Source organism: Pseudomonas putida (assembly GCF_009883635.2).
Taxonomy (GTDB): domain Bacteria; phylum Pseudomonadota; class Gammaproteobacteria; order Pseudomonadales; family Pseudomonadaceae; genus Aquipseudomonas; species Aquipseudomonas putida_W.
In genome coordinates, this window is sequence record NZ_CP026115.2 from 2922528 (window position 1) to 2943833 (window position 21306).

General features: G+C 63.4%; 22 protein-coding genes. 10 read left to right on the forward strand and 12 right to left on the reverse strand.

The features are described 5' to 3' along the window. The first annotated feature begins 12 nt into the window (after positions 1–12). On the forward strand, positions 13–1326 hold the full coding sequence (locus C2H86_RS13205; RefSeq protein WP_159412857.1) for an ATP-binding protein: 1314 nt from the start codon (positions 13–15) through the stop codon (positions 1324–1326). Positions 1327–1380: 54 nt separating this feature from the next. Here C2H86_RS13205 and rimK read toward each other — a convergent pair whose 3' ends face one another. Beyond that, entirely contained in the window at positions 1381–2286 is a 906-nt protein-coding gene (rimK, locus tag C2H86_RS13210) for a 30S ribosomal protein S6--L-glutamate ligase (protein ID WP_103448592.1), read from the reverse strand. Next, on the reverse strand, positions 2283–2699 hold the full coding sequence (locus tag C2H86_RS13215) for an ATP-dependent zinc protease family protein (protein ID WP_240349720.1): 417 nt from the start codon (positions 2697–2699) through the stop codon (positions 2283–2285). Before C2H86_RS13215 ends, rimK begins: the two co-directional genes overlap by 4 nt. 175 nt (positions 2700–2874) lie before the next feature. Between C2H86_RS13215 and C2H86_RS13220 the strand changes: the two genes are divergently transcribed. Further along, entirely contained in the window at positions 2875–3276 is a 402-nt protein-coding gene (locus tag C2H86_RS13220; RefSeq protein ID WP_159412859.1) for an RNA-binding S4 domain-containing protein, read from the forward strand. Between the two features lie 40 nt (positions 3277–3316). Here the strand turns inward: C2H86_RS13220 and C2H86_RS13225 are convergent, their stop codons facing one another. After that, positions 3317–4111 (reverse strand): phosphatase PAP2 family protein, encoded by a 795-nt coding sequence (locus tag C2H86_RS13225; RefSeq protein ID WP_159412860.1) that lies wholly within the window; start codon positions 4109–4111, stop codon positions 3317–3319. Between the two features lie 119 nt (positions 4112–4230). Here C2H86_RS13225 and hslO point away from each other — a divergent pair, with 119 nt between their 5' ends. From hslO to C2H86_RS13240, 3 genes are all read left to right on the forward strand, one after another. After that, a complete protein-coding gene (hslO, locus tag C2H86_RS13230) occupies positions 4231–5130 on the forward strand; it encodes an Hsp33 family molecular chaperone HslO (RefSeq protein WP_085678662.1) in 900 nt (299 codons plus the stop codon). A 179-nt stretch (positions 5131–5309) separates the two neighbouring features. Continuing rightward, the gene (locus C2H86_RS13235; protein ID WP_159412861.1) at positions 5310–6851 is read left to right on the forward strand and encodes a phosphoenolpyruvate carboxykinase; all 1542 of its coding nucleotides are present in this window, start codon (positions 5310–5312) and stop codon (positions 6849–6851) included. A gap of 144 nt (positions 6852–6995) precedes the next feature. After that, positions 6996–7436, forward strand: coding sequence for an acyl-CoA thioesterase (locus C2H86_RS13240; protein ID WP_159412862.1), 441 nt, complete (start codon positions 6996–6998; stop codon positions 7434–7436). Between the two features lie 56 nt (positions 7437–7492). On the opposite strand, the gene C2H86_RS13245 is transcribed toward C2H86_RS13240, so the two are convergent. From C2H86_RS13245 to fdhD, 3 genes are all read right to left on the reverse strand, one after another. Next, positions 7493–7969: a glycine zipper domain-containing protein gene (locus C2H86_RS13245; RefSeq protein WP_159412863.1), complete on the reverse strand. Its 477-nt coding sequence runs from the start codon at positions 7967–7969 to the stop codon at positions 7493–7495. 214 nt (positions 7970–8183) lie between these two features. Then, a complete protein-coding gene (locus tag C2H86_RS13250; protein ID WP_159412864.1) occupies positions 8184–10529 on the reverse strand; it encodes an FdhF/YdeP family oxidoreductase in 2346 nt (781 codons plus the stop codon). Between the two features lie 5 nt (positions 10530–10534). Next, positions 10535–11365, reverse strand: coding sequence for a formate dehydrogenase accessory sulfurtransferase FdhD (gene fdhD / locus C2H86_RS13255; protein WP_159412865.1), 831 nt, complete (start codon positions 11363–11365; stop codon positions 10535–10537). A gap of 175 nt (positions 11366–11540) precedes the next feature. Between fdhD and lysM the strand changes: the two genes are divergently transcribed. Then, entirely contained in the window at positions 11541–11981 is a 441-nt protein-coding gene (gene lysM / locus C2H86_RS13260; RefSeq protein WP_060507543.1) for a peptidoglycan-binding protein LysM, read from the forward strand. A 96-nt stretch (positions 11982–12077) separates the two neighbouring features. On the opposite strand, the gene yrfG is transcribed toward lysM, so the two are convergent. After that, positions 12078–12740: a GMP/IMP nucleotidase gene (yrfG, locus tag C2H86_RS13265; RefSeq protein WP_159412866.1), complete on the reverse strand. Its 663-nt coding sequence runs from the start codon at positions 12738–12740 to the stop codon at positions 12078–12080. 64 nt (positions 12741–12804) lie between these two features. Between yrfG and nudE the strand changes: the two genes are divergently transcribed. Next, positions 12805–13371 (forward strand): ADP compounds hydrolase NudE, encoded by a 567-nt coding sequence (gene nudE / locus C2H86_RS13270; RefSeq protein WP_015268611.1) that lies wholly within the window; start codon positions 12805–12807, stop codon positions 13369–13371. Next, entirely contained in the window at positions 13368–14195 is an 828-nt protein-coding gene (gene cysQ, locus C2H86_RS13275) for a 3'(2'),5'-bisphosphate nucleotidase CysQ (RefSeq protein ID WP_159412867.1), read from the forward strand. Before nudE ends, cysQ begins: the two co-directional genes overlap by 4 nt. On the opposite strand, the gene C2H86_RS13280 is transcribed toward cysQ, so the two are convergent. The 5 genes from C2H86_RS13280 to rfbC are packed head-to-tail and all read right to left on the reverse strand — an operon-like array spanning position 14184 to position 19294. Further along, entirely contained in the window at positions 14184–14639 is a 456-nt protein-coding gene (locus C2H86_RS13280; protein ID WP_159412868.1) for a YiiD C-terminal domain-containing protein, read from the reverse strand. The genes cysQ and C2H86_RS13280 overlap by 12 nt on opposite strands. Then, positions 14636–16045, reverse strand: a complete 1410-nt coding sequence (locus tag C2H86_RS13285; protein ID WP_159412869.1) for a sigma-54-dependent transcriptional regulator — start codon at positions 16043–16045, stop codon at positions 14636–14638. Before C2H86_RS13285 ends, C2H86_RS13280 begins: the two co-directional genes overlap by 4 nt. Next, complete coding sequence (locus C2H86_RS13290; protein ID WP_159412870.1) at positions 16042–17856, reverse strand: sensor histidine kinase; 1815 nt, start codon at positions 17854–17856, stop codon at positions 16042–16044. Before C2H86_RS13290 ends, C2H86_RS13285 begins: the two co-directional genes overlap by 4 nt. Before the next feature lie 38 nt (positions 17857–17894). Next, positions 17895–18755 carry a dTDP-4-dehydrorhamnose reductase gene (gene rfbD / locus C2H86_RS13295; RefSeq protein WP_159412871.1) on the reverse strand — a complete coding sequence of 287 codons (861 nt, stop codon included), beginning with the start codon at positions 18753–18755 and terminating at the stop codon, positions 17895–17897. Then, a complete protein-coding gene (gene rfbC / locus C2H86_RS13300) occupies positions 18752–19294 on the reverse strand; it encodes a dTDP-4-dehydrorhamnose 3,5-epimerase (RefSeq protein ID WP_159412872.1) in 543 nt (180 codons plus the stop codon). The genes rfbD and rfbC overlap by 4 nt, the downstream gene beginning before the upstream one ends. Before the next feature lie 453 nt (positions 19295–19747). Between rfbC and aguA the strand changes: the two genes are divergently transcribed. Next, positions 19748–20854 (forward strand): agmatine deiminase, encoded by a 1107-nt coding sequence (aguA, locus tag C2H86_RS13305; protein ID WP_159412873.1) that lies wholly within the window; start codon positions 19748–19750, stop codon positions 20852–20854. A gap of 183 nt (positions 20855–21037) precedes the next feature. Continuing rightward, positions 21038–21235, forward strand: coding sequence for a hypothetical protein (locus tag C2H86_RS13310; protein WP_163985967.1), 198 nt, complete (start codon positions 21038–21040; stop codon positions 21233–21235). Positions 21236–21306: the final 71 nt, after the last annotated feature.

The following is a 21306-nucleotide window of genomic DNA, read 5'->3' on the forward strand; positions in this document are numbered from 1 at the left end:
GCTTCGCCGTCGATGAAAACGCCGCTCTGGTTCCCGCAAAGCTTCTTTGCCCGCACCCTGTGGCTGGTGCTGATCGTTGTCCTGTTCTCCAAGGCATTGACGCTGGTCTACCTGCTGATGAACGAGGACGTGCTGGTCGATCGGCAGTACAGCCACGGTGTGGCACTGACCCTGCGCGCCTATTGGGCGGCGGATGAAGAAAACCGTGACAAGATCGCCGAAGCCGCCGGGCTGATCCGGGTCACCGGTTCCGGCGTGCCGGAGGGTGAGCAGCACTGGCCTTACAGCGAGATCTACCAGCGGCAGATGCAGGCCGAGCTGGGTGAAGACACTGAGGTGCGCCTGCGCATCCATGCGCCACCAGCGCTGTGGGTGAACGCACCGAGCCTGGGCCCGGGCTGGCTCAAGGTGCCGCTATACCCGCACCCGCTGCGTGGGCAGAAGATCTGGAACGTGCTGGGCTGGTTCCTGGCCATCGGCCTGTTGTCCACCGCCTCGGCGTGGATCTTCGTGCGCCAGCTCAACCAGCCGTTGAAGCGCTTGGTATTCGCTGCCCGTCAGGTAGGCCAGGGGCGCAGCGTGCGCTTGCCGATCAGCGACACGCCTAGCGAAATGACCGAGGTTTACCGGGCCTTCAACCAGATGGCTGAAGATGTCGAGCAGGCCGGTCGTGAACGGGAGTTGATGCTGGCGGGGGTTTCCCATGACCTGCGTACGCCGCTTACGCGGCTGCGGCTGTCGCTGTCGCTGCTGAACAGCGACAACGAGCTGAGTGATGACATGGTCCGCGACATCGAGGACATGGACGCGATTCTAGACCAGTTCCTCGCGTTCATCCGCGATGGGCGGGACGAGCCGGTCGAGGAGGTCGACCTGGCCGACCTGGTGCGTGAAGTGGTGGCACCCTATAACCAACCGAAAGAACGCGTGCGTCTTTGCCTGGAGCCGATTCCGCCGTTCCCGCTGCGCAGGGTTTCGCTCAAGCGCATGCTTGGCAACCTGATCGGCAATGCCCTGCATCATGCTGGCAAGGGCGTCGAGGTGGCGGCCTATGTGTCTGGAGACGAGAGCGCGCCGTATGTGGTGCTCAGCGTGTTGGACCGGGGTACCGGGATCGACGAATCGGAGCTGGAAACCATCTTCAACCCGTTCATTCGCGGGGACCGCGCCCGTGGGGGCAAGGGAACCGGGTTGGGCTTGGCGATCGTCAAGCGGATTGCGGCGCAACATGGTGGGAATGTCGAGTTGCGCAACCGCTCCGGTGGCGGTATCGAGGCGCGAGTGCGCTTGCCGTTGGGATTGCTGCTGCCGCGTAATGCGGTATGAGTTTCACTGGCCCCTTCGCGGCTAAAGCCGCGAAGGGGCCGTTGCAGGCTTGAGTCACCCTTTGCCTTTGGTGCGGGTCTGATTCGGCCCGCCATTCTTTTCCAGGTGCTCGATGATCATCGCGGCCACGTTCTTGCCGGTGGTCGTTTCGATCCCTTCCAGCCCAGGCGACGAGTTCACTTCCATCACCAACGGCCCATGGTTGGAGCGCAGGATATCCACCCCCGCCACGCTCAGCCCCATCACCTTGGCGGCACGAATGGCCGTCATGCGCTCTTCGGGGGTGATCTTGATCAGGCTGGCCACTCCGCCGCGGTGCAGGTTGGAGCGGAACTCCCCTGGTTTGGCCTGGCGTTTCATAGAGGCGATGACCTTGTCGCCTACCACGAAGCAGCGGATATCCGCACCACCGGCCTCCTTGATGTATTCCTGGACCATGATGTTCTGCTTCAGCCCCATGAATGCCTCGATCACCGACTCGGCGGCCTTGGTGGTTTCGCACAGCACCACACCGATGCCTTGGGTGCCTTCCAGCACCTTGATCACCAGTGGCGCGCCATTGACCATCTGGATCAGGTCGGGGATGTCATCCGGCGAGTGGGCGAAACCGGTAATAGGCAGGCCAATGCCACGACGCGACAGCAATTGCAGCGAGCGCAGCTTGTCACGCGAACGGGCGATGGCCACTGATTCGTTCAGCGGGTACACGCCCATCATTTCGAACTGGCGCAGCACCGCGCAGCCGTAGAAGGTCACTGAAGCGCCGATACGCGGGATCACCGCATCGAAGCCCTCCAGCGGCTTGCCGCGGTAGTGGATCTGCGGCTTGTGGCTGGCGATGTTCATGTAGGCCCGCAGGGTGTCGATCACCACCATTTCATGGCCCCGCTGGGTACCGGCTTCGACCAGACGGCGGGTGGAATACAGACGCGGATTGCGCGACAGCACAGCGATCTTCATGCAGCACCTGTGACAGGGGAGAGGGTGGCCGGATAGGCCGGTTTGTCTTGTACGTATTTCAGGCCGGGGTTGACCACCAGTTGGCCGTGTATGAGCGCCTTCGAACCCAGCAGCAGGCGATAGCGCATGTTCTTGCGGCAGGCCAGGGTAAACTCGACTTCCCAGACCGCATCGCCCAGGGCCAGTGTGGTGCGGATCACGTACCGGGTCTGCGCCTGGCCGTTGGAGCTCTTGATGGTCTTCATGGTCACCAGCGGCGCTTCACAGCGGCGGTGGCGCAGTTGCACGACCGAGCCGAGGTGGGCGGTGAAGCGCACCCAAGGTTGGCCGTTACGCTCGAACGGCTCGACCTCGGTGGCATGCAGGCTTGAGGTGCTGGCACCGGTGTCGATCTTGGCGCGCAGGCCCGCCACGCCGAGGTCGGGCAGGGCCACCCACTCGCGCAGGCCGATCACTGTCAGATGGTCAAATTTCTTCACAAAGCACACCCTGCGGATAAGGTGGTGAACTGTAAGCACGGCGGGGACTTTTTGCATCCGTCAGTTACGGTAGTACAGTTCGATGAAAGACAGAATTCGAGGTAACGAGATGGCACAAAAAGCCGAGGAAGACGACAAGGTCCGCCTGGACAAATGGCTGTGGGCGGCGCGCTTCTACAAGACCCGTGCGCTGGCCAAGGCTGCCATCGAGAGCGGCAAGGTGCATTGCCGGGGCGAGCGCTGCAAGCCGGGCAAGGAACCTCGGGTAGGTGATGAATTCGTGCTTCGCACCGGGTTCGACGAACGCACAGTCGTGGTCAAGGCGCTTTCGGTGGTGCGGCGTGGAGCGCCGGAGGCGCAGACGCTGTATGAAGAGACTGAGGACAGTGTGCGCCGGCGCGAGCAGGCGGCCGAGATGCGCAAGGCCGGGGCGATGGGGGTTACCACCGATGGCCGGCCGAACAAGAAGCAGCGGCGGCAGATTCACCAGCTGCATGGCAGCTTTGAATAGCTGGGGCCGCTGCGATGGGCTGCAAAGCAGCCCCTGGGATCTAGCGCATCACCGCCAGTCGCCCGACCAACGGTAGCTTGGCCGCGATGGTGAACAGAGGTGCCGTCCAGCGCAGCAGCAAGGCACTGCCCTTGGCCGCCAACGGCGTATGGCAACTCCAGCCCAACGCCAGTACCGCCATCAGCAGGCCGCCGATGTAATCGTCCTGCCCCCAGTGCGCTCCGGCCACCAGCCGCGGCATCATGAACAGGAACGCCAGGCCCCAGACCACCAGGTGCTGCACCAGGCGGCGGCTGAACAGGCTCATGAACAAGGCCCAGATCAGTAGCACCGAGGCGTGATCGCCCGGGAAACTGTTGCTGGAACGGTCCTTCAGCTCCCAGGCTTTTTCCAGGTTCGGGTAGTAGCTGCTGAGATGCACCACGTTGTCGAACACCATCGATGGGCTGTCATGTTGCCAACCCATTGCATCCACCCACTTGGAAAACAGCGCGCGAATCACCACTAATAGGAGCAGCGTGACCAGAAAGCCAAAGAAGGCTTCGCGAACCTGGCTGGCCTTGAACACCCAATTGCCACGGATCAGCAAGGCCAGAAGGGTCAGGCCGACGACGATGTCGAAGGGGCGCAGGCTGCCGACGGTCCAGATGTAGCGCCAGGTCGTATTGTCGGCCAGTGGCGTGTTGAGGCTATGGAATAGCCACTCGTCGAAAGTCAGGCACAGGATCTGGCCAATAGGCCATAACCAGAAACACAGTAGAGCGATGGGAAGCAGCGTACAGGCTGCCAATGGCCCCAAGGACCACCTTGCTTGGAACAGTGGTCGATTGTCCATAAAATACCTCTATTGCCAACAGGAAATCGGAGCGCTTTTTGAGCGCTCTGCCACGAGATTTCGGCGTTTTCGACATCTCGTGTAACCATTTTGTCATCATTTTCAGATAGCCAAAACCTATGAGCGATTTGCCTGATACCGATTTCACCCAACGTTTCATCTTCGACGAGCGCGATGTGCGCGGCGAGTGGGTGTCTCTCGATGACAGCTACGCCGCGGTGCTGGCGCGTCATGAGTACCCGCAGCCGGTGCAGGCATTGCTTGGCGAACTGATGGCCGCAACCGCCTTGCTGGTGGGCGCGCTGAAGTTCGACGGCCTGCTGATCCTGCAGGCGCGCTCCGAAGGGCCGATCCCGCTGTTGATGGTCGAATGCTCGGGCGAGCGCGACATCCGCGGCATGGCCCGCTATGAAGCGGAGCAGATCCCGGCCGATGCCACCCTGGAGCAGTTGATGCCCGGCGGCCACCTGACCTTGACCATCGATCCGGTGAAGGGCCAGCGCTACCAGGGCACCGTCGACCTGGACGGCGCCAACCTGTCGGAGTGCTTCACCAACTACTTCGTTCAGTCGCAGCAGCTCAATACCCGCTTCTGGCTCAACGCCGAAGGTGGCAAGGCCCGTGGCCTGCTGCTGCAGCAGCTGCCGCGTGATCGCCAGCCGGACGATGAAGAACGCGAAGACAGCTGGCAGCACGTGATTGCCCTGGCCAAGACGCTCAAGCCCGAAGAGTGGTCGGAAGACAACGAAACCCTGCTGCACCGCCTGTACCACGAAGACGCGGTACGCCTGTTCGACATCCAGCCACTGCGCTTCAAATGCAGCTGCTCGCGCGAACGTTCCGGCAATGCGCTGGTCAGTTTGGGCGAGCACGATGCCAAGGCGCTGGTCGAGGAGTGCGGTGGCACGGTGGAGATCGATTGCCAGTTCTGTAACCAGCGCTATTTCTTCGATGCCAGCGATGTTGCGCAACTGTTTGCCGGTGGCGGCACGGAAGCGGCGTCAGAAACTCGCCACTGAAACGTTTAATTACAGGGGAATCTCCTGTCGAATTGCGCAAAAGCGCAGTTCTGACAGGAGGGGCCTACTTTTTTTGGGCGTTTCTGGCATAATCCGGCCACTTTTTTCGCTGTAGTAGTTTTTTCGAGACAACTACAAAACGTTTGGAGCACTCGGCCTCGGGCCGGATGGGGTATCTCATGACGCAAGCCAACAACACCGTGTACACCGACCTGAGCGTCGATGAGCTGGTTAAAGAAGCGCTGTCCCGCGGTGAAGGCGTGCTGGCCGATACTGGCGCACTGGTAGTCGAAACTGGCCACCGTACTGGCCGCTCGCCGGCTGATCGTTTCATCGTCGAAGAACCTTCCACCCAGGACCAGATTGGCTGGGGCCCGATCAACCGCAAGTTCCCGGCCGACAAGTTCGATGCCCTGTGGGACCGCGTCGAGGCGTTCAACAACGCTCAGGATCACTTCGTTTCCTACGTTCACGTAGGCTCCGCTGCCGAGCACTACCTGCCGGTGAAGATGACCACCCAGACTGCCTGGCAGAACCTGTTCGGCCGTTGCCTGTTCATCAACCCGGAGCAGTACAACCCAGCTGGCCGCGACGAGTGGCAAGTTCTGAACGTCGCCAACTTCGAGTGCGTGCCAGAGCGTGACGGCACCAACTCCGATGGTTGCGTCATCATCAACTTCGCCCAGAAGAAGGTGTTGATCGCTGGCATGCGTTACGCTGGCGAAATGAAGAAAGCCATGTTCTCGGTGCAGAACTTCCTGCTGCCGGCTGCCGACGTACTGCCGATGCACTGCGCCGCCAACATCGGTGAAGCTGGCGACGTAACCCTGTTCTTCGGGCTGTCCGGCACTGGCAAGACCACCCTGTCGGCTGATGAAAGCCGTTACCTGATTGGTGACGACGAGCACGGTTGGGGTGAAGGCGTTGTCTTCAACATCGAAGGCGGCTGCTATGCCAAGTGCATCGACCTGTCCGAGAAGAACGAGCCGGTCATCTGGAAAGCCATCAAACATGGTGCAGTGCTGGAAAACGTCGTCATCAACGATGCCAAGCACGCTGACTACACCGATGTCAGCCTGACCCAGAACAGCCGTGCCGCCTACCCGCTGGAGCACGTCGCGAAGGTCTCCGAGAAGAACCTGGGCGGTGAGCCGAACGCGGTCATCTTCCTGACCTGCGACCTGACTGGCGTTCTGCCGCCGGTGTCGATCCTGAACAACGAGCAGGCTGCCTACCACTTCCTGTCCGGCTACACCGCGCTGGTTGGTTCCACCGAGATGGGTTCGGGCGGCGGCATCAAGTCGACCTTCTCCACCTGCTTCGGCGCACCGTTCTTCCCGCGCCCGGCTGGCGTCTACGCCGAGCTGCTGATCAAGCGCATCAAGGCCTTCGGTTCCAAGGTTTACCTGGTCAACACCGGCTGGACCGGCGGCGGCTACGGCGTTGGCAAGCGCTTCAGCATTCCGACCACCCGTGGCGTGATCGCTGCCATCCAGAGCGGTGCTCTGGTCGGCGCCGAAACCGAGCACCTGGACATCATCAACCTGGACGTGCCGAAGGCCGTTCCGGGCGTTGACACCGAGCTGCTCAACCCACGCGCCACCTGGGCTGACAAGGCTGCCTACGACGAGGCCGCCCAAGGCCTGGCCAAGCTGTTCATCGAAAACTTCAAGAAGTTCGAAGTTTCCGACGCCATCAAGGCAGCTGGCCCACAGCTGTAAGCTGACGCCAGCCGTAACGCCAAAGCCGCCCCTTGGGGCGGCTTTTTGTTTTCTGAAAACTGACACGGTCATTGTGGAAGGCAGTCAAAAACTGGAATTTCTGTTTCACTGTATGCATCCACTGCCAAGACACAGGCCTGACAGATGACCGAATCTCCCAACCGCACGGCCTTCTCCCACTTCCACCCAATCCTCACTCGCCCCCAGGACAACGATGTCAACGGCCACATCGCCGGCGCCACCGTGCATGGCTTCTTCGAAACCGCCATCCAGGCCTTCCTCGTGGAACAGGCCGACCTGGACCTGCGCGATGGAGAGCTGGCAGCGTTCGTGGTGAGTTCGGCGGCAGACTTCTTCACCTTGCCGGGCTTCCCGGATGTACTGGAGGTGGGGCTGGGGGTGGCGCGGTTGGCGGGCAGCACGGTGGAGTACCGCCTGGCGCTTTACCGCCCGGGAGAGACCGATGCGTGCGCGGCAGGGACGGTGGTGCAGGTGTTCATCGAGCGCGCCAGCGCCAGGCCGGTGCCGCTGCCCGAGACGCTGCAGATGATCCTGGCCGGCCTGCAACTCGACTCGCAGGCATGAAAAAGCCCTGCCGGTGAGGGCAGGGCTCTTTTTACCCGCAGGCTGAGCCTCAGGTATCAGTGGCGCCAGTGACGGTGCTTGCGGTGGCCGTAGTGGCGGCCACGGTCGTAATGGCGACGGTCGTCGTAGTCACGACGGTAGCGACGGTCGTCATGGCGCTCGTCTTCATCGGCCTTGTTGCCCATGTAGTTACCCAACGCACCACCGGCACCACCGCCTGCGGCTGCACCGATGTAGCTACCGGTGGTGCCGCCCATCGAGCGACCGACCACGTTACCGCCTGCAGCGCCCAGGGCGCCACCGATGGCGGCCTCGCCACGCTGGCGCTTGTCGGCACCCAGGGCACCGCCGGCCGCACCGCCCAGACCAGCGCCAATGGCACCGCCAGTGCTACCACCGATGGAGTTGCCCACTACGGAGCCGAGTACCCCACCCAATGCGCCGCCAATGCCAGCCTCGGTATTGCCGCCTGCCATGGCAACGCCGCTGAGCAAGCTGAAAGACAACAACAGAATCGAGGAGTACTTCTTCATCAAGAGAGCCTCATAGGGATGACGTGGGCGAATTTGAGGCTACGGAGGGCGGCTGGCAACGAAAATCCGACGAGTAACACGAGTTGTACACAATTCTCTAAGTTGCTGTATTTGCTGTGAAACTTTATCGTTTTTCGCGTGTCTGAGCTATTTATGACAAAGCCCTGAACCTCGCGGAACAGGGCTTTTTTCATTTTTGCCGGGGCGTTTCCGCTTACAGGATTCGACCGTCGTCCCGGGCGCGTTCCAGCTTGATGGCAACGAACTTGGACGTCGGCGTATGGCTGCCGTCGCCGATGCTTTCCAGCGGGATCAGCGGGTTCACTTCCGGATAATACGCCGCCGCCTGCCCGGCAGGGATGTCGAAGGCCAGCAATGTGAAGCCATGCACACGGCGCACATGCTCATCACCCCACAACGAGACGATGTCGACCTTCTGCCCAGGCTGGAAGCCCAGGCGGATGATGTCGGCCTCGTTGGCGAACAGCACCTCGCGCTGGCCGCGCACACCTCGGTAACGGTCGTCCAGGCCGTAGATGGTGGTGTTGTACTGATCATGGGAGCGCATCGACTGCATGATCAGGTCAGGCAATTGGCCGCTGGCGCGGACGCGCTCGTCGATCAGGGTATCGGGCAGCAGGTTGGCCTTGAAGTTGGCGCGGCCCGTGGTGGTCTTCCACTGGCGGCTGGCGGCGCTGTTGCCCAGGTAGAAGCCGCCCGGGTGGGCCAGGCGCTGGTTGAAGTCGGCAAAGCCGGCAATGGTGTCGCCGATCAGGTCGCGGATGCGCGCGTAGTCGGCCACCAGCCAGTGCCAGTCCACTGGGTGCTTGCCCAGGGTGGCGGCCGCGATACCGGCGACCACGGCAGGCTCCGAGCGCATCTGGGGCGAAAGCGGCTTGAGCTGGCCATTGGAGGCGTGGACCATGCTGAACGAGTCTTCCACGGTGACCGCCTGCGGCCCATCGGCCTGCAGGTCGATGTCGGTGCGGCCCAGGCACGGCAGGATCAGTGCCTGCTTGCCGTGGATCAGATGGCTGCGGTTGAGCTTGGTGCTGATGTGTACGGTGAGTTCGCAGTTGCGCAGGGCTTGCGCGGTCCGTTCGGTGTCCGGGGTGGCCTGGGCGAAGTTGCCGCCAAGGCCGATGAACACTTTCGAGCGGCCATCGAGCATGGCGTGGATCGCCTCGACGGTGTTGTGACCGTTGTGCCGTGGCACCCGGAAGTTGAAGCGATTTTCGATGGCATCGAGCAGTGCCACCGGTGGGCGCTCGTTGATGCCCATGGTGCGGTCGCCCTGCACGTTGCTGTGGCCACGTACCGGGCACAGGCCGGCGCCCGGCACGCCAAGGTTGCCGCGCAACATCTGCAGGTTGACGATTTCCTGGATGGTCGGCACCGAATGGCGGTGCTGGGTGATGCCCATCGCCCAGCACATGATTACCCGCTTGCCACGGCAATACATGCGTGCAGCCAGTTCGATGTCGGCCAGGGTCAGGCCGGATTGCGCCTGTATGTGCTCCCATGAGGTGGCGTCCACCGCTGCCAGGTACTCTTGCACGCCATGGCCGTGCTCGGCGATGAACACATGGTCGAAGACTGCCGGTTCGCCGTTGGCCTGGGCTTCGCGCTCCCATTGCACGACGAACTTGGCCATGCCGCGCAGCAAGGCCATGTCACCGCCCAGAGCCGGGCGGAAGAACGCGGTGTTGGTCGGGCGGTCGCTGTTGGTCAGCATCTCCAGCGGGTTCTGCGGGTGCTGGAAGCGCTCCAGGCCACGCTCTTTGAGCGGGTTGACGCAGACCACCTGGGCACCACGTTTCACCGCGTCGCGCAGGGGGTCGAGCATGCGTGGGTGGTTGGTGCCCGGGTTCTGGCCCCAGACGAAGATCGCATCGGCATGCTCGAAGTCGTCATAGGTGACCGTGCCCTTGCCGACCCCGACGCTCTGGCCCAGGGCCACACCACTGGCTTCGTGGCACATGTTCGAGCAGTCAGGGAAGTTGTTGGTGCCGTAGGCGCGCACGAACAGCTGATACAGGTAGGCCGCTTCGTTGCTGGCGCGACCGGAGGTGTAGAACTCGGCCTGGTCGGGGGTGGCCAGTTTGTTCAGTTCACGGGCGATCAGGGCGTAGGCGGCATCCCAGGCGATCGGTTGGTAGCGATCGCTCTGTGGGTCGTAGACCATCGGTTCAGTCAGGCGGCCCTGGTACTCAAGCCAGTAGTCGCTCTGCTGCAGCAGCGCGCTGACGCTGTAGCGCGCGAAGAACGCCGCATCGACGCGGCGTTTGGTGGCCTCCCAGTTGACCGCCTTGGCACCGTTCTCGCAAAACTTGACCATGCCGCTCTCGGGCGAATCGCCCCAGGCGCAGCCGGGGCAGTCGAAGCCGCCGTTCTGGTTGGTCTTGAGCAGGGCGCGGATGTTCTTCAGCGCGTTGTCGCTGCCGACCCAGGCCTTGGCCACGCTGCGCAGCGCGCCCCAACCACCGGCGGGGCCGTGGTAGGGCTGGTAGCGAGGGGTGGAGGCTGGGGCGTTGTCCGGGAGTTGCTGGTACGAGGTCACGACTGTTACGACTCCGCCGCTGGGCTGTAGACCCGCGGTGCACTGTGTTTGGGCAGATGAATGAGGTTGAGGTTGTGCTTGCGCGCCCATTGCAGGGCCAGGCCAGTAGGCGCCGAGAGGCTGACCAGGGTCTGGATGCCGGCGCGCAGCACCTTCTGGATCAGCTCCAGGCTGCAGCGGCTGGTGACGATGGCCAGGCCGCCCTCGGTGCCGATGCCTTGGCGCAGCAGCGCGCCGATCAGCTTGTCGAGGGCGTTGTGCCGGCCGATGTCTTCGCGGCCCATCAGCAATTCGCCCTGGGCGTTCATGAACAGCGCAGCGTGCACGGCACCGCAGTGCTGGCCCAGCGGGGTGAACGCATCGATGCGCTCGCGCAGGCCCGCCAGCCATTGCGTTGGCGGCAACGGTGCGCCAGGCAGTGCGGTCAGTTCCGGCAGCGCCTGCTCCAGGGCTTCCACCCCGCACAGGCCACAGCCACTGGTGCCGGCCAGCTGGCGACGCTGGTTCTTCAGGTTCCAGAAGGCACGGCTGGAAATCTCCAGGTCGGCATACATCGCCGAACCGCTGCCCGAGAGTTTCAGGTCATAGATTTCCGAAGTGCCTTCGACGATGCCGCTGCCAACGCTGAAACCGACCGCGAAGTCTTCCAGGTCGGTGGGGCTGACCAGCATGACAGCCTGGTTCAGGCCGTTGTAGGCAATGGCCAGCGCGACTTCTTCGGCCAGCGGCGTGCAGGCGCGTTCGCCGTCGCTGAGCTGGACGTAGTCATAGGTGTTGCTGGCGGCAGGCAGGGCCAGAGGCATGGAGGCCGCGCAGACCGGAGGTTTGCTTTGCATCGAGCGAGATAACCGGCGGCTATTTGATAGCACCAGCCTAGGCCGCCGGGCCGGGCGCGTCTAATCGCTAGGATCTATGCCTTGATAGACCGCGTCGATTGGTCGCAGAGGGGCGGGCAGGGCAATCCTGGCCTAGACTCCTGGCTCCGAGGTTTACGTCAACAAGGAGCGCGTCATGAGCCTGTTCAGTTTCGTGAAGGAAGCCGGCGAGAAGTTGATCGACCTGCTGACTCCCGGCAATGCCAATGCCGAAGAGCAGCTGAAGAAACACGTGGAAAGTGTCGGCCTGGGCAACCCGAACATCTCGGCCACTGTAGAGGGTGACAAGGTCATTCTCAAGGGCGAGGTGGCCAGCCAGGAGGAGAAAGAGAAGATCATTCTCGCCGCCGGCAACATCGAGGGGGTAGCCAGCGTCGATGACCAGATTACCGTGACCGGGCCGGTCGTGGCGGCGGCAAGGTTCGTCACGGTGAAAAAGGGCGACACGCTGTCAGCGATCTCTGTGGTCGTGTATGGCAATGCCGGCCAGTACAACAAGATTTTCGAGGCCAACAAGCCGATGCTCAAGCACCCGGACAAGATCTATCCGGGGCAGGTGCTGCGTATTCCTGACTGATCTCTACCGCCAGGTCCGGCCCATTCGCGGGGCAAGCCCGCTCCTACAGAGGTGCGCGATCTCTTGTGGGAGCGGGCTTGCCCCGCGAAGAGGCCCTCACAGGCCTACCAGCAACTCCCGGTAGTCCTCGACCGCCGCAAACTCCTCGGTATCGCGCGGCTGCGCCCTGCTGTCCGGTTGGCGCACCGCCAGCAGGTGCCCCACACCAAAGCGTCGTGCACTGCGCAGGATGGCCAGGGTGTCATCGATGAACAGGCTGCGCTGCGGATCAAAGCCGATATCCGCCTTCAAGGCGTCCCAGAACTGCGCGTTTTCCTTCGGGTAACCGTAATCGTGCGAACTGATCAGCCGTTCGAAATACGGCGCCAGTTCCACCCGCTCCAGCTTCAGTGACAGGGAATCGCGGTGGGCATTGGTGATCATCACCACGCGCTTGCCCGCCTTGCGGATGGCCGCGAGAAAGGTATCGGCATCGGGCCGCAGGGCGATCAGGTCGGCGATTTCGCGCTTGAGCTCGCGAATCGGCAATTTCAGCTCGCGGCTCCAGAAATCCAGGCAGTACCAGTTGAGGGTGCCGGCATTGCGCTCGAACAGCGGCTGCAGCTCCATTTCTGCCATGGCCCGGCTGACCCCATGCAGCTCGGCGTAGCGCTGGGGCAGGTGGTCGAGCCAGAAGCGGTTGTCGTAGTGCAGGTCGAGCAGGGTGCCGTCCATGTCCAGCAGGACGGTGTCGATGGCGGACCAGGGAAGAACAGGCATGGGAAACTCTCGATCAGTCGGCTAGCCACGGTATAGTAACCCGTTCACGCCAAGGAGCCGCCCCATGCGCCAGAAACCCACCGTCCTCAGTCGCGAGATCGTCGCCAGCAGCCGCCTGTTCCGGGTCGAGGCCGTGCAGCTGCGCTTCAGCAATGGCAACGAGCGCACCTATGAGCGCCTGGTCGGCCGTGGCAACGGCTACGGCGCGGTGATGATCGTGGCCATGCTCGATGCCGAGCACGCGGTGCTGGTGGAGGAATACTGCGGCGGCACCGACGAATACGAGCTGTCGTTGCCCAAAGGCCTGATCGAGCCGGGCGAGGACGTGCTGGCCGCCGCCGACCGCGAGCTCAAGGAAGAAGCTGGCTTCGGCGCTCGCCAGCTGGAGCACCTGACCGAACTGTCGCTTTCGCCTGGCTACATGAGCCAGAAGATCCAGGTGGTGCTGGCCAGCGACCTCTACGAGGAGCGCCTGGAGGGCGACGAGCCGGAGCCGATGCGGGTCGACAAGGTCAACCTGCGCGAGCTTTCGGCCCTGGCCATGCACCCGCAGTTCACCGAGGGACGAGCATTGGCGGCGCTGTATCTGGCCCGTGACCTGTTGATCCAGCGGGGGCTGCTCGAAGCATGAACGACCTGCAACTGATGCACGAAGTGGTCAAGCTCGCCCAGCTGGCCGGCGAGGCCATTCTGCCGTTTTGGCGCGCCGACGTGGCGGTGACCAACAAAGCCGACGATTCGCCGGTGACGGCCGCGGACCTGGCTGCGCATCGGGTCATTGCCGATGGCTTGCTGGCGCTGGCGCCGAAAATTCCGGTGCTCTCCGAAGAGGACTGCAATATCCCACTGGCCGAGCGCCGGGGCTGGAGCCGCTGGTGGCTGGTTGACCCGCTCGACGGCACCAAGGAGTTCATTGCCGGCAGTGAGGAATACACCGTCAACATCGCGCTGATCGAGAACGGCGAGGTGGTGTTTGGCGTGGTGTCGATGCCGACCAACGGACGCTGCTATTTCGGTGGCCGCAGCTTCGGCGCCTGGCGCTCTGAAAGGGCTGCCGAGGCGCTGCCTGTTCAAGTGCGCAATGCGCCGCCCGTCGATGGCCGTTTCACCGTGGTGGCAAGCCGTCGTCATTCCAGCCCGCAGCAGGAAGCGCTGCTGGCTGGCCTGGGCGCTGCCGTGGGTGAACTGGAGCTGGCCAATATCGGCAGCTCGCTGAAATTCTGCCTGTTGGCCGAAGGCAGCGCCGACTGCTACCCGCGCTTGGCGCCGACCTCGCAATGGGACACGGCTGCGGCGCAGGGCGTGCTGGAAGGTGCTGGGGGCGAAGTGATTGGCCTGGATGGCCAGCCATTCCGCTACCCTGCCCGCGAGTCGCTGCTCAATCCGTTCTTCCTGGCTCTGCCCGCCGCCGCCAGCTGGCGCCAGGCGCTGATCCAGCTCGCTTCAGCGATGTAAAACGTACTGCCCGCTGAAAGTGACGGCGGGCTCATCGCTGCCAGCGTTGCAGACAGTGGTCGCTAATGTCAGCCGTGCCCGTCCGCGGCGCTGGTACATGGTCAGGAACCGTTCCCAGGTCTTTTCGTCCGGCGCCGTGCAACGCGCCACCGCCGCGCCGGTCACCGGCAGCGGGTAGTTGATCTGGCCTTCCTGGATGACGATATGCCCATCATCGATGCCCAGTTCGCGCAGGCGCAGGTGCAGCCAGCCCCATCCCACCAACACCGCAGCACAGTACAGGCTGCCGCCGAACATGGTGCTCTTGTGGTTGACGTTGGCGGCCAGCGGCAGTTGCAGGCGCAGGGTCTGGGCTTGCCAATCGATGACTTCAAGGCCCATTTCACGGGTTAGCGGAATGTCGCCGTGCAGCACGGACTGCAGGTATTGGCTATCGGAACTCATGGGCGGTTTTCCTCGTGGTCGTCGCTGCCGCTGCTACCGCCTTCGAAATGCAGGCCGTGCTTGCGCAGCTTGTCGTGCAGGGTCTTGCGCGGGATGCCGAGGGCTTCGGCGAGGCTGCGCATGGAGCCATGGGGCTGGGCCAGTTCGGCGGCGATCAGCGAGCGCTCGAACTGCTCGACCTGCTCGCTGAGGTTGCCCAACAATATCGGCGCTGCGCTGGGGGCAGCCGCCGGTGCCTGGCCATCGAGGGCCAGCTCCAGGCCCAGGGCAAAGCGTTCGGCAGCGTTCTGCAGTTCGCGCACGTTGCCCGGCCAGTCATGGCGCAACAGCATGGCCCGCTGGGCCGGTTGCAGGCTGTGAGGTGGCAGGCCATGGCGCTGGCTGGCGGCATCGGCGAAGTGCTGGAACAGCACGAGGATGTCGTCACCGCGTTCGCGCAATGGGGGGATGCGCAGCGGCGCCACGTTCAGGCGGTAGTAGAGGTCGGCGCGGAAGCGGCCCTGGTCGGCAGAGGTGCGCAGGTCTTCCTTGGTGGCCGCGATGATGCGGATATCCAGCGGGATGAGCTGGTTGCCACCGAGGCGTTCGACCACCCGCTCCTGCAACAGGCGCAGCAGCTTTACCTGCACGTCCAGGCTCATGCTCTCGATCTCGTCGAGGAACAGCGTGCCGCCGTTGGCGAACTCGAACTTGCCGATGCGGCGCTTCTGCGCACCGGTGAAAGCGCCCGGCTCGTGGCCGAACAGCTCGCTTTCGACCACCGACTCGGCCAGCGCACCGGCGTTGATGGCCACGAACGGACCCTCGCGGCGGCTGGACAGGTCGTGCAGGGCGCGGGCGACCACCTCTTTGCCAGCACCGGTCTCACCGAGGATCAGGACATCGGCACGGGTGCCTGCCAGGGCGCCGATCTGTTCACGCAGGCGCTGCATTGACGGTGAGTGACCGACCAGCCGGGTGGCCAGCTGCTGACGGTCGCTCAGGGCCAGGCGCAGGCTGCGGTTGTCCAGCACCAGGCGGCGCAGGGCCAGGGCGCGACGCACGCTGTCGAGCAGGGCATCGCTGGCGAAGGGCTTTTCCAGGAAGTCGTAGGCGCCCGCGCGCATGGCCTGCACCGCCAGCGGCACATCGCCGTGGCCGGTAATCAGCAGCACCGGCAGTTCGCTGTCGCGACCGTGCAACTGTTCCAGCAGTTGCAGGCCGTCGATGCCAGGCATGCGGATATCGCTGACCACCACGCCCGGCCAGTCAGGCTCGATGCGCTCGGCCAGGCCTTGGGCGTCAGCCAGTGCGACCACCTTGAGCCCGGCCAGGTCGAGGGTCTGGCTCAGGGCCTGGCGCAAGTGTGGGTCGTCGTCGACCAGGATCACCTGGGCCTGGCTGTCGATGTAAGGCTCGGTCGTCATGCCGAGGGGTCCTCCGAAGTGGGCAAGGTAGCGCCGGGTGCGGCCACGCGCAGTTGCAGGGTGAGCAGGGCGCCACCTTCAGGGTGGTTGGCCAGCAGCAGTTCACCGCCCAGCGTGCGCATCAGGCTTTCGCAGATGGCCAGACCCAGGCCCAGGCCCTGGGTGCGGGTCTTGGTGGTGAAGAACGGCTCCTTGGCGTGCTCCAAAGCCTGGCGGCTGAACCCCGGGCCATTGTCGCGAATGTACAGGTAGACGTATTCATCGTGCTTTTCGGCACTCAGCCACAGGCGCCGCGGGTTGGCCTTTTCCGTCAGGGCGTCGAGAGCGTTGGCCAGCAGGTTGCCGAGCACCTGGCGCAGTCGGGTTTCGCCGGCCTGCACCCACAGGGTGGCCTCGGGCAGGTCGCGGATCAGCTCCACGGCCATCGCCCGACGGCGCTTGGCCAGCAAGGCCAGGGCATCATCCAGTGCCGGTTGCAGGGCCACGCTTTCCGGGGCGTGGCGGTCGCGACGGGCAAAGGCGCGCAGGTGGGCGATGATCGACGCCATGCGCCCGGTCAGTTCGCCAATCAGCTTGAGGTTTCCGCGGGCGTCCTCGGTGCGCTGGTGGTCGAGCAGGATTTCGGCGTTCTCGGCGTAGCTGCGGATCGCCGCCAGGGGTTGGTTGAGCTCGTGGCTGATGCTCGCCGACATGGTGCCCAGCACCGACAGCTTGCCAGCCTGGACCAGTTCGTCCTGGGCGCGCACCAGCTCCTGCTGGGCGTTCTCGCGTTCCAGCACGGCGCTTTTCAGCCGGGTGTTGAGGCCTTCGAGGGCGGCGGTACGCTCGGCCACGCGGGTTTCCAGCTCTTGGCGACCACGGGCCTCGAAGTCGATGCGGTCGATGTAGTGGCGGCGCCGCTGCATCACCAGGCCGGCGAACAACATCAGCACCAGCAGCGCGCCGGCGCCGATGGCCATTACCGTCTGCACCGAGCGATCGACCAACAGGCGCGGGGCGAGGATGCTGACCTGCCAGCCGGTTTCCTTGATGTCGCGGGTCTGGGTGAGCCAGGCGTCCTGGTTGAGCACCAGCGGTTGCGGGGCCTGGGTCGGGTAGGGCTGGATGGCGACGATCGCCTGGCGCTCGGCGTCGGTCAGCTCGCGGGTGGCGCGAAAGCGCCAGTCGGGGCGCGAGGTGAGAATCACCACGCCATTGTGGTCGGTCAGCAGCAGTTGCTCGGGGGTCCGGCCCCAGAGGGTTTCGGTATGGTCCAGGTCGACCTTGACCACCAGCACGCCGACGATCCGCTCGCGGTCGCGCACGGCGGCAGCGAAGAAGTAGCCGCGTTTGGCCGAGGTGGTGCCCTGGCCGAAGAAACGACCCAGGCGGCCGGCCATGGCTTCGATGAAGTACGGGCGGAACGAGAAGTTGCGGCCGACGAAGCTGTCCTGCTTGTCCCAGTTGGAGGCGGCCAGGGTGTTGCCGCTGACGTCCATCAGGTACATCACCTCGGCGCCGGTCTGCTGGACGATGTCCTTGAGCAGGCGGTTGGCGTTGGTGACCGCCTCGAGGCGGAACGGGTCGGCCAGCACGCCGCGCAGTGCCGGCAGGTCGCCGAGGATCTGCGGCAGGGTTTCGTAGCGGTGCAGGGTGCCGAGCAGGTTGGCGACGTACAGGTCGAGGGTCTGGCGGTTCTGCGAGGCCAGTTCGTCCTGGTAGTAGCGCTCGGCCAGATGGTGCAGCGGCCACAGCAGTGGCGCCAGACACAGGGCCAGCAGGGCCAGGCTGCGCCAGCGGGGACGGCGAGGGGACGTGGGTTTTGCAATCATCGCGTAAGTGCGCCAGATGGGTCTGGCGCAATTATGCGCTACTTGAGGCAGTCGATCAGCGCTTGCTGCCAGTGCGGTAAGTGTACGTCCCACTCTCGGGCCAGGCGCGAGCAGTCCAGGCGTGAGTTGGCCGGGCGACGCGCCGGGGTCGGATACTCGCTGGAAGGGATCGGCAGCAGCTCGGCGCAAGGCAGGCCGCGCGCCTTGAGTTGTTCGCCAATCGCCTGGGCGAAGCCAAACCAGGAGGTTTCGCCTTGGGCGGCCAGGTGATAGGTGCCCCAGGCGCCGCGCTGGCCGGCTTGCCAGCGCTCGATGAGTTCCCGGGTGGCGACGGCGATGGTCGTGGCCCAGGTGGGGGCGCCGATCTGGTCGTTGACCACACGCAGCTGCGGTTTTTCCTGCAGCAGGCGTTGCATGGTCAGCAGGAAATTGCGCCCGTACAGCGAGTACACCCAACTGGTGCGCAGGATCAGGTGCTCACCATCCACTGCGGCGATGGCTTGTTCCCCGGCCAGTTTGCTGCGGCCGTAGACACCCAGCGGGTTGGGGCGGTCGGCTTCGGTATAGGGCAGGGCCTTTTCGCCATCGAAGACATAGTCGGTGGAGTAGTGGATCAGCAGCGCACCCAGGCGCACCGCCTCTTCGGCCAGAACCCGCGGGCCTTCAGCGTTGATCGCGAAGGCCAGGTCCGGTTCGGTTTCGGCCTGGTCCACCGCGGTATGGGCGGCGGCGTTGATGATCAGCTGCGGTGCCAGGCGTCGCAAAGGCTCGCGTAGCGCCTCGGGGCAGGCCATGTTCAGTTGGTTTCGGCCAAGCAGATGTAATTCGCCGAGACCGTTCAACTGCGCCTGCAGTGCCTGAGCGACCTGGCCATGGTGGCCACAGACGAGAATCTTCATGGGAACAGGTCCGCGTCTTTCAACCACACGGCCGCCTGGTCCTTGGCCGACAGGGCCGGGGTCTCCACGCCCCAGTCGATGGCCAGATCAGGGTCGTCCCAGCGGATCGAGCGCTCCGCTGCGGGGTTGTAGTAGTCGGTGGTCTTGTACAGGAAGTCGGCCGTCTCGCTCAGCACCAGGAAACCGTGGGCGAACCCCGGCGGGATCCAGAACTGCAGGTGGTCGGTGGCGGTAAGGTGCCGGGCCACCCAGCGGCCGAAATATGGCGAGCTGCGGCGGATGTCCACGGCCACGTCCAGCACTTCGCCCTGCACCACACGCACCAGTTTGCCCTGAGGGTTGTCGATCTGGTAATGCAGACCGCGCAGCACGCCGCGCTGGGAGCGCGAATGGTTGTCCTGGACAAAGTGACCGTCGAACCCGGTCTGTTTCTTGAATTCACGGGCATTGAAGCTTTCGAAGAAGAAGCCACGGCTGTCGCCGAAGACCTTAGGTTCGATGATGACTACGTCGGGTATCTCGGTCGCTATGATGTTCATGGAAGTTCTTCGGTCAGTGTGCTGAAGGTCCGACCTTGAAAGGTCCGCTCTAAGTCCGCCGCCTTGGCAAACTGAGCCTAGATCGGCTGGCGGTGAGCCAGCACGCGCCCACCTGTCGATTTCATCTTCGCACCGGGTTATCGGCCACAAGCCCGGCTTCCTCAGTAGAAAGATGAAACAGGTTTCATCTTGAGGCTTTTTGGCATGCGGGTGCAGCCTACGCCAAGAGATTATATCCAAGGTCGAGTGCAGAGAGACCTTGGCAGGGCATTTGTCGATCTATATCGGTAATAATGGGAATTCTTTTAAGATTAACGCAGCAATAAGGCTTTTAAAGTCGATATGTATCGGTTATAAATTAACCAGTTGCGGCGGGGATCACGCACCGTCGGAAATGTCACATTCACTTGCTATCCATCGACCATCGGCCCAGTGCCTTTGCAGAGGTTACCCATGAAAACCCTCAACTCCACCCCCCGCGCCGACGGTTTCCACATGCCCGCCGAATGGGCGCCGCAAAGCCAGGTCTGGATGGTCTGGCCAGAGCGCTCGGACAACTGGCGCCTGGGCGGCAAGCCTGCACAGGCTGCGCATGTCACCCTGGCCAAGGCAATCGCCCGCTTCGAGCCGGTGACGGTGGCTGTTTCTGCCGGTCAGTACGAAAACGCCCGTCGTCAGCTCGACCTGCCGAACATTCGTGTGGTGGAAATCAGCAACGATGACGCCTGGGTGCGCGACACCGGCCCGACCTTCGTGATCAACGACCACGGTGAAGTGCGCGGCGTGGACTGGGGCTTCAATGCCTGGGGCGGCTTCGACGGTGGCCTGTATGCGCCATGGAACCGTGACGAGGAACTGGCGGCCAAGGTGCTGGAAATGGAGCGCTGCCAGCGCTACCACACCGAAGGCTTCGTGCTTGAAGGCGGTTCGATTCATGTCGATGGTGAAGGCACCCTGATCACCACCGAAGAATGCCTGCTGAACCGCAACCGCAACCCGCACCTGAACCGTGAGCAGATCGAAGAGATCCTGCGCGAGCAGCTGGCGGTGGAAACCATCGTCTGGTTGCCCGATGGCCTGTACAACGACGAAACCGACGGCCACGTCGACAACTTCTGCTGTTACGTCAGCCCAGGTGAAGTGTTACTGGCCTGGACCGATGATTCCAACGACCCCAACTACGCCCGTTGCCACGCCGCCTACGAGGTGCTGAAAAACACCCGTGATGCCAAAGGCCGCGAGTTCGTGGTGCACAAGATGCCGATCCCCGGCCCACTGTTCGCCACTGAAGAAGAGTGCGCGGGCGTCGATCAGGTGGCCGGTAGCCAGGAGCGCGACCCGTCGGTGCGCCTGGCCGGTTCGTACGTGAACTTCCTGATCGTCAACGGCGGCATCATTGCACCGAGCTTCAATGACCCGGCAGATGCCCAGGCCAGAGCGATTCTGGCGAAGGTCTTCCCAGACCACGAAGTGGTGATGATACCGGGCCGTGAGCTGCTGCTCGGCGGTGGCAACATCCACTGCCTGACCCAGCAGCAGCCGGCACCGGTCAAGCGCTGATACAGGCCGCACGAAGAAGCCCGTCGGATGACGGGCTTTTTTTTGCCTGAACGATACTCGGAAGGCTGGATGGCATACGTTTTGTATTGTTTTTCAGAGAGTTACCAGTCAGGCCGGGCACACGGTTCTGTAACAATCACGACGTAAATTAGCCGCTCACGGGCCCAGGGAGTACGTGTGGACATGAACGCAGCAAGTGAGACGGCTTTGCGCCCATCGGCAGTCAATCACCAATCGCTCAGCGTTGTGGCGCAGTGGTTGAAACACCATGGAGGCAAAAGGGTCAGGACGACCGACCCACGACGTCTGCTTGACGGCCGCTATCCTCAAGGGCTGATCAGCGATGCTGAGCTGGATGCGCTGCTGGGGGTCTGGCGCTGACCAGGGCTGGAGCCCGCCCCATGAAAAACGCCACCGCAATTGCGGTGGCGTTTTCGTTTGTACAAGGCGCA

What these genes read in the sequence shown, in the direction of transcription:
- C2H86_RS13235 (WP_159412861.1), top strand. Translation starts at nt 5,310, where the DNA reads ATGACGCAAGCCAACAACACCGTGTACACCGACCTGAGCGTCGATGAG.
- cysQ (WP_159412867.1), top strand. Translation starts at nt 13,368, where the DNA reads ATGAACGACCTGCAACTGATGCACGAAGTGGTCAAGCTCGCCCAGCTG.
- hslO (WP_085678662.1), top strand. Translation starts at nt 4,231, where the DNA reads ATGAGCGATTTGCCTGATACCGATTTCACCCAACGTTTCATCTTCGAC.
- yrfG (WP_159412866.1), bottom strand. Translation starts at nt 12,740, where the DNA reads ATGCCTGTTCTTCCCTGGTCCGCCATCGACACCGTCCTGCTGGACATG.
- rimK (WP_103448592.1), bottom strand. Translation starts at nt 2,286, where the DNA reads ATGAAGATCGCTGTGCTGTCGCGCAATCCGCGTCTGTATTCCACCCGC.
- C2H86_RS13245 (WP_159412863.1), bottom strand. Translation starts at nt 7,969, where the DNA reads ATGAAGAAGTACTCCTCGATTCTGTTGTTGTCTTTCAGCTTGCTCAGC.
- C2H86_RS13285 (WP_159412869.1), bottom strand. Translation starts at nt 16,045, where the DNA reads ATGACGACCGAGCCTTACATCGACAGCCAGGCCCAGGTGATCCTGGTC.
- C2H86_RS13310 (WP_163985967.1), top strand. Translation starts at nt 21,038, where the DNA reads ATGAACGCAGCAAGTGAGACGGCTTTGCGCCCATCGGCAGTCAATCAC.
- lysM (WP_060507543.1), top strand. Translation starts at nt 11,541, where the DNA reads ATGAGCCTGTTCAGTTTCGTGAAGGAAGCCGGCGAGAAGTTGATCGAC.
- nudE (WP_015268611.1), top strand. Translation starts at nt 12,805, where the DNA reads ATGCGCCAGAAACCCACCGTCCTCAGTCGCGAGATCGTCGCCAGCAGC.
- C2H86_RS13205 (WP_159412857.1), top strand. Translation starts at nt 13, where the DNA reads ATGAAAACGCCGCTCTGGTTCCCGCAAAGCTTCTTTGCCCGCACCCTG.
- C2H86_RS13225 (WP_159412860.1), bottom strand. Translation starts at nt 4,111, where the DNA reads ATGGACAATCGACCACTGTTCCAAGCAAGGTGGTCCTTGGGGCCATTG.
- C2H86_RS13220 (WP_159412859.1), top strand. Translation starts at nt 2,875, where the DNA reads ATGGCACAAAAAGCCGAGGAAGACGACAAGGTCCGCCTGGACAAATGG.
- aguA (WP_159412873.1), top strand. Translation starts at nt 19,748, where the DNA reads ATGAAAACCCTCAACTCCACCCCCCGCGCCGACGGTTTCCACATGCCC.
- rfbD (WP_159412871.1), bottom strand. Translation starts at nt 18,755, where the DNA reads ATGAAGATTCTCGTCTGTGGCCACCATGGCCAGGTCGCTCAGGCACTG.
- C2H86_RS13290 (WP_159412870.1), bottom strand. Translation starts at nt 17,856, where the DNA reads ATGATTGCAAAACCCACGTCCCCTCGCCGTCCCCGCTGGCGCAGCCTG.
- C2H86_RS13280 (WP_159412868.1), bottom strand. Translation starts at nt 14,639, where the DNA reads ATGAGTTCCGATAGCCAATACCTGCAGTCCGTGCTGCACGGCGACATT.
- fdhD (WP_159412865.1), bottom strand. Translation starts at nt 11,365, where the DNA reads ATGCAAAGCAAACCTCCGGTCTGCGCGGCCTCCATGCCTCTGGCCCTG.
- rfbC (WP_159412872.1), bottom strand. Translation starts at nt 19,294, where the DNA reads ATGAACATCATAGCGACCGAGATACCCGACGTAGTCATCATCGAACCT.
- C2H86_RS13240 (WP_159412862.1), top strand. Translation starts at nt 6,996, where the DNA reads ATGACCGAATCTCCCAACCGCACGGCCTTCTCCCACTTCCACCCAATC.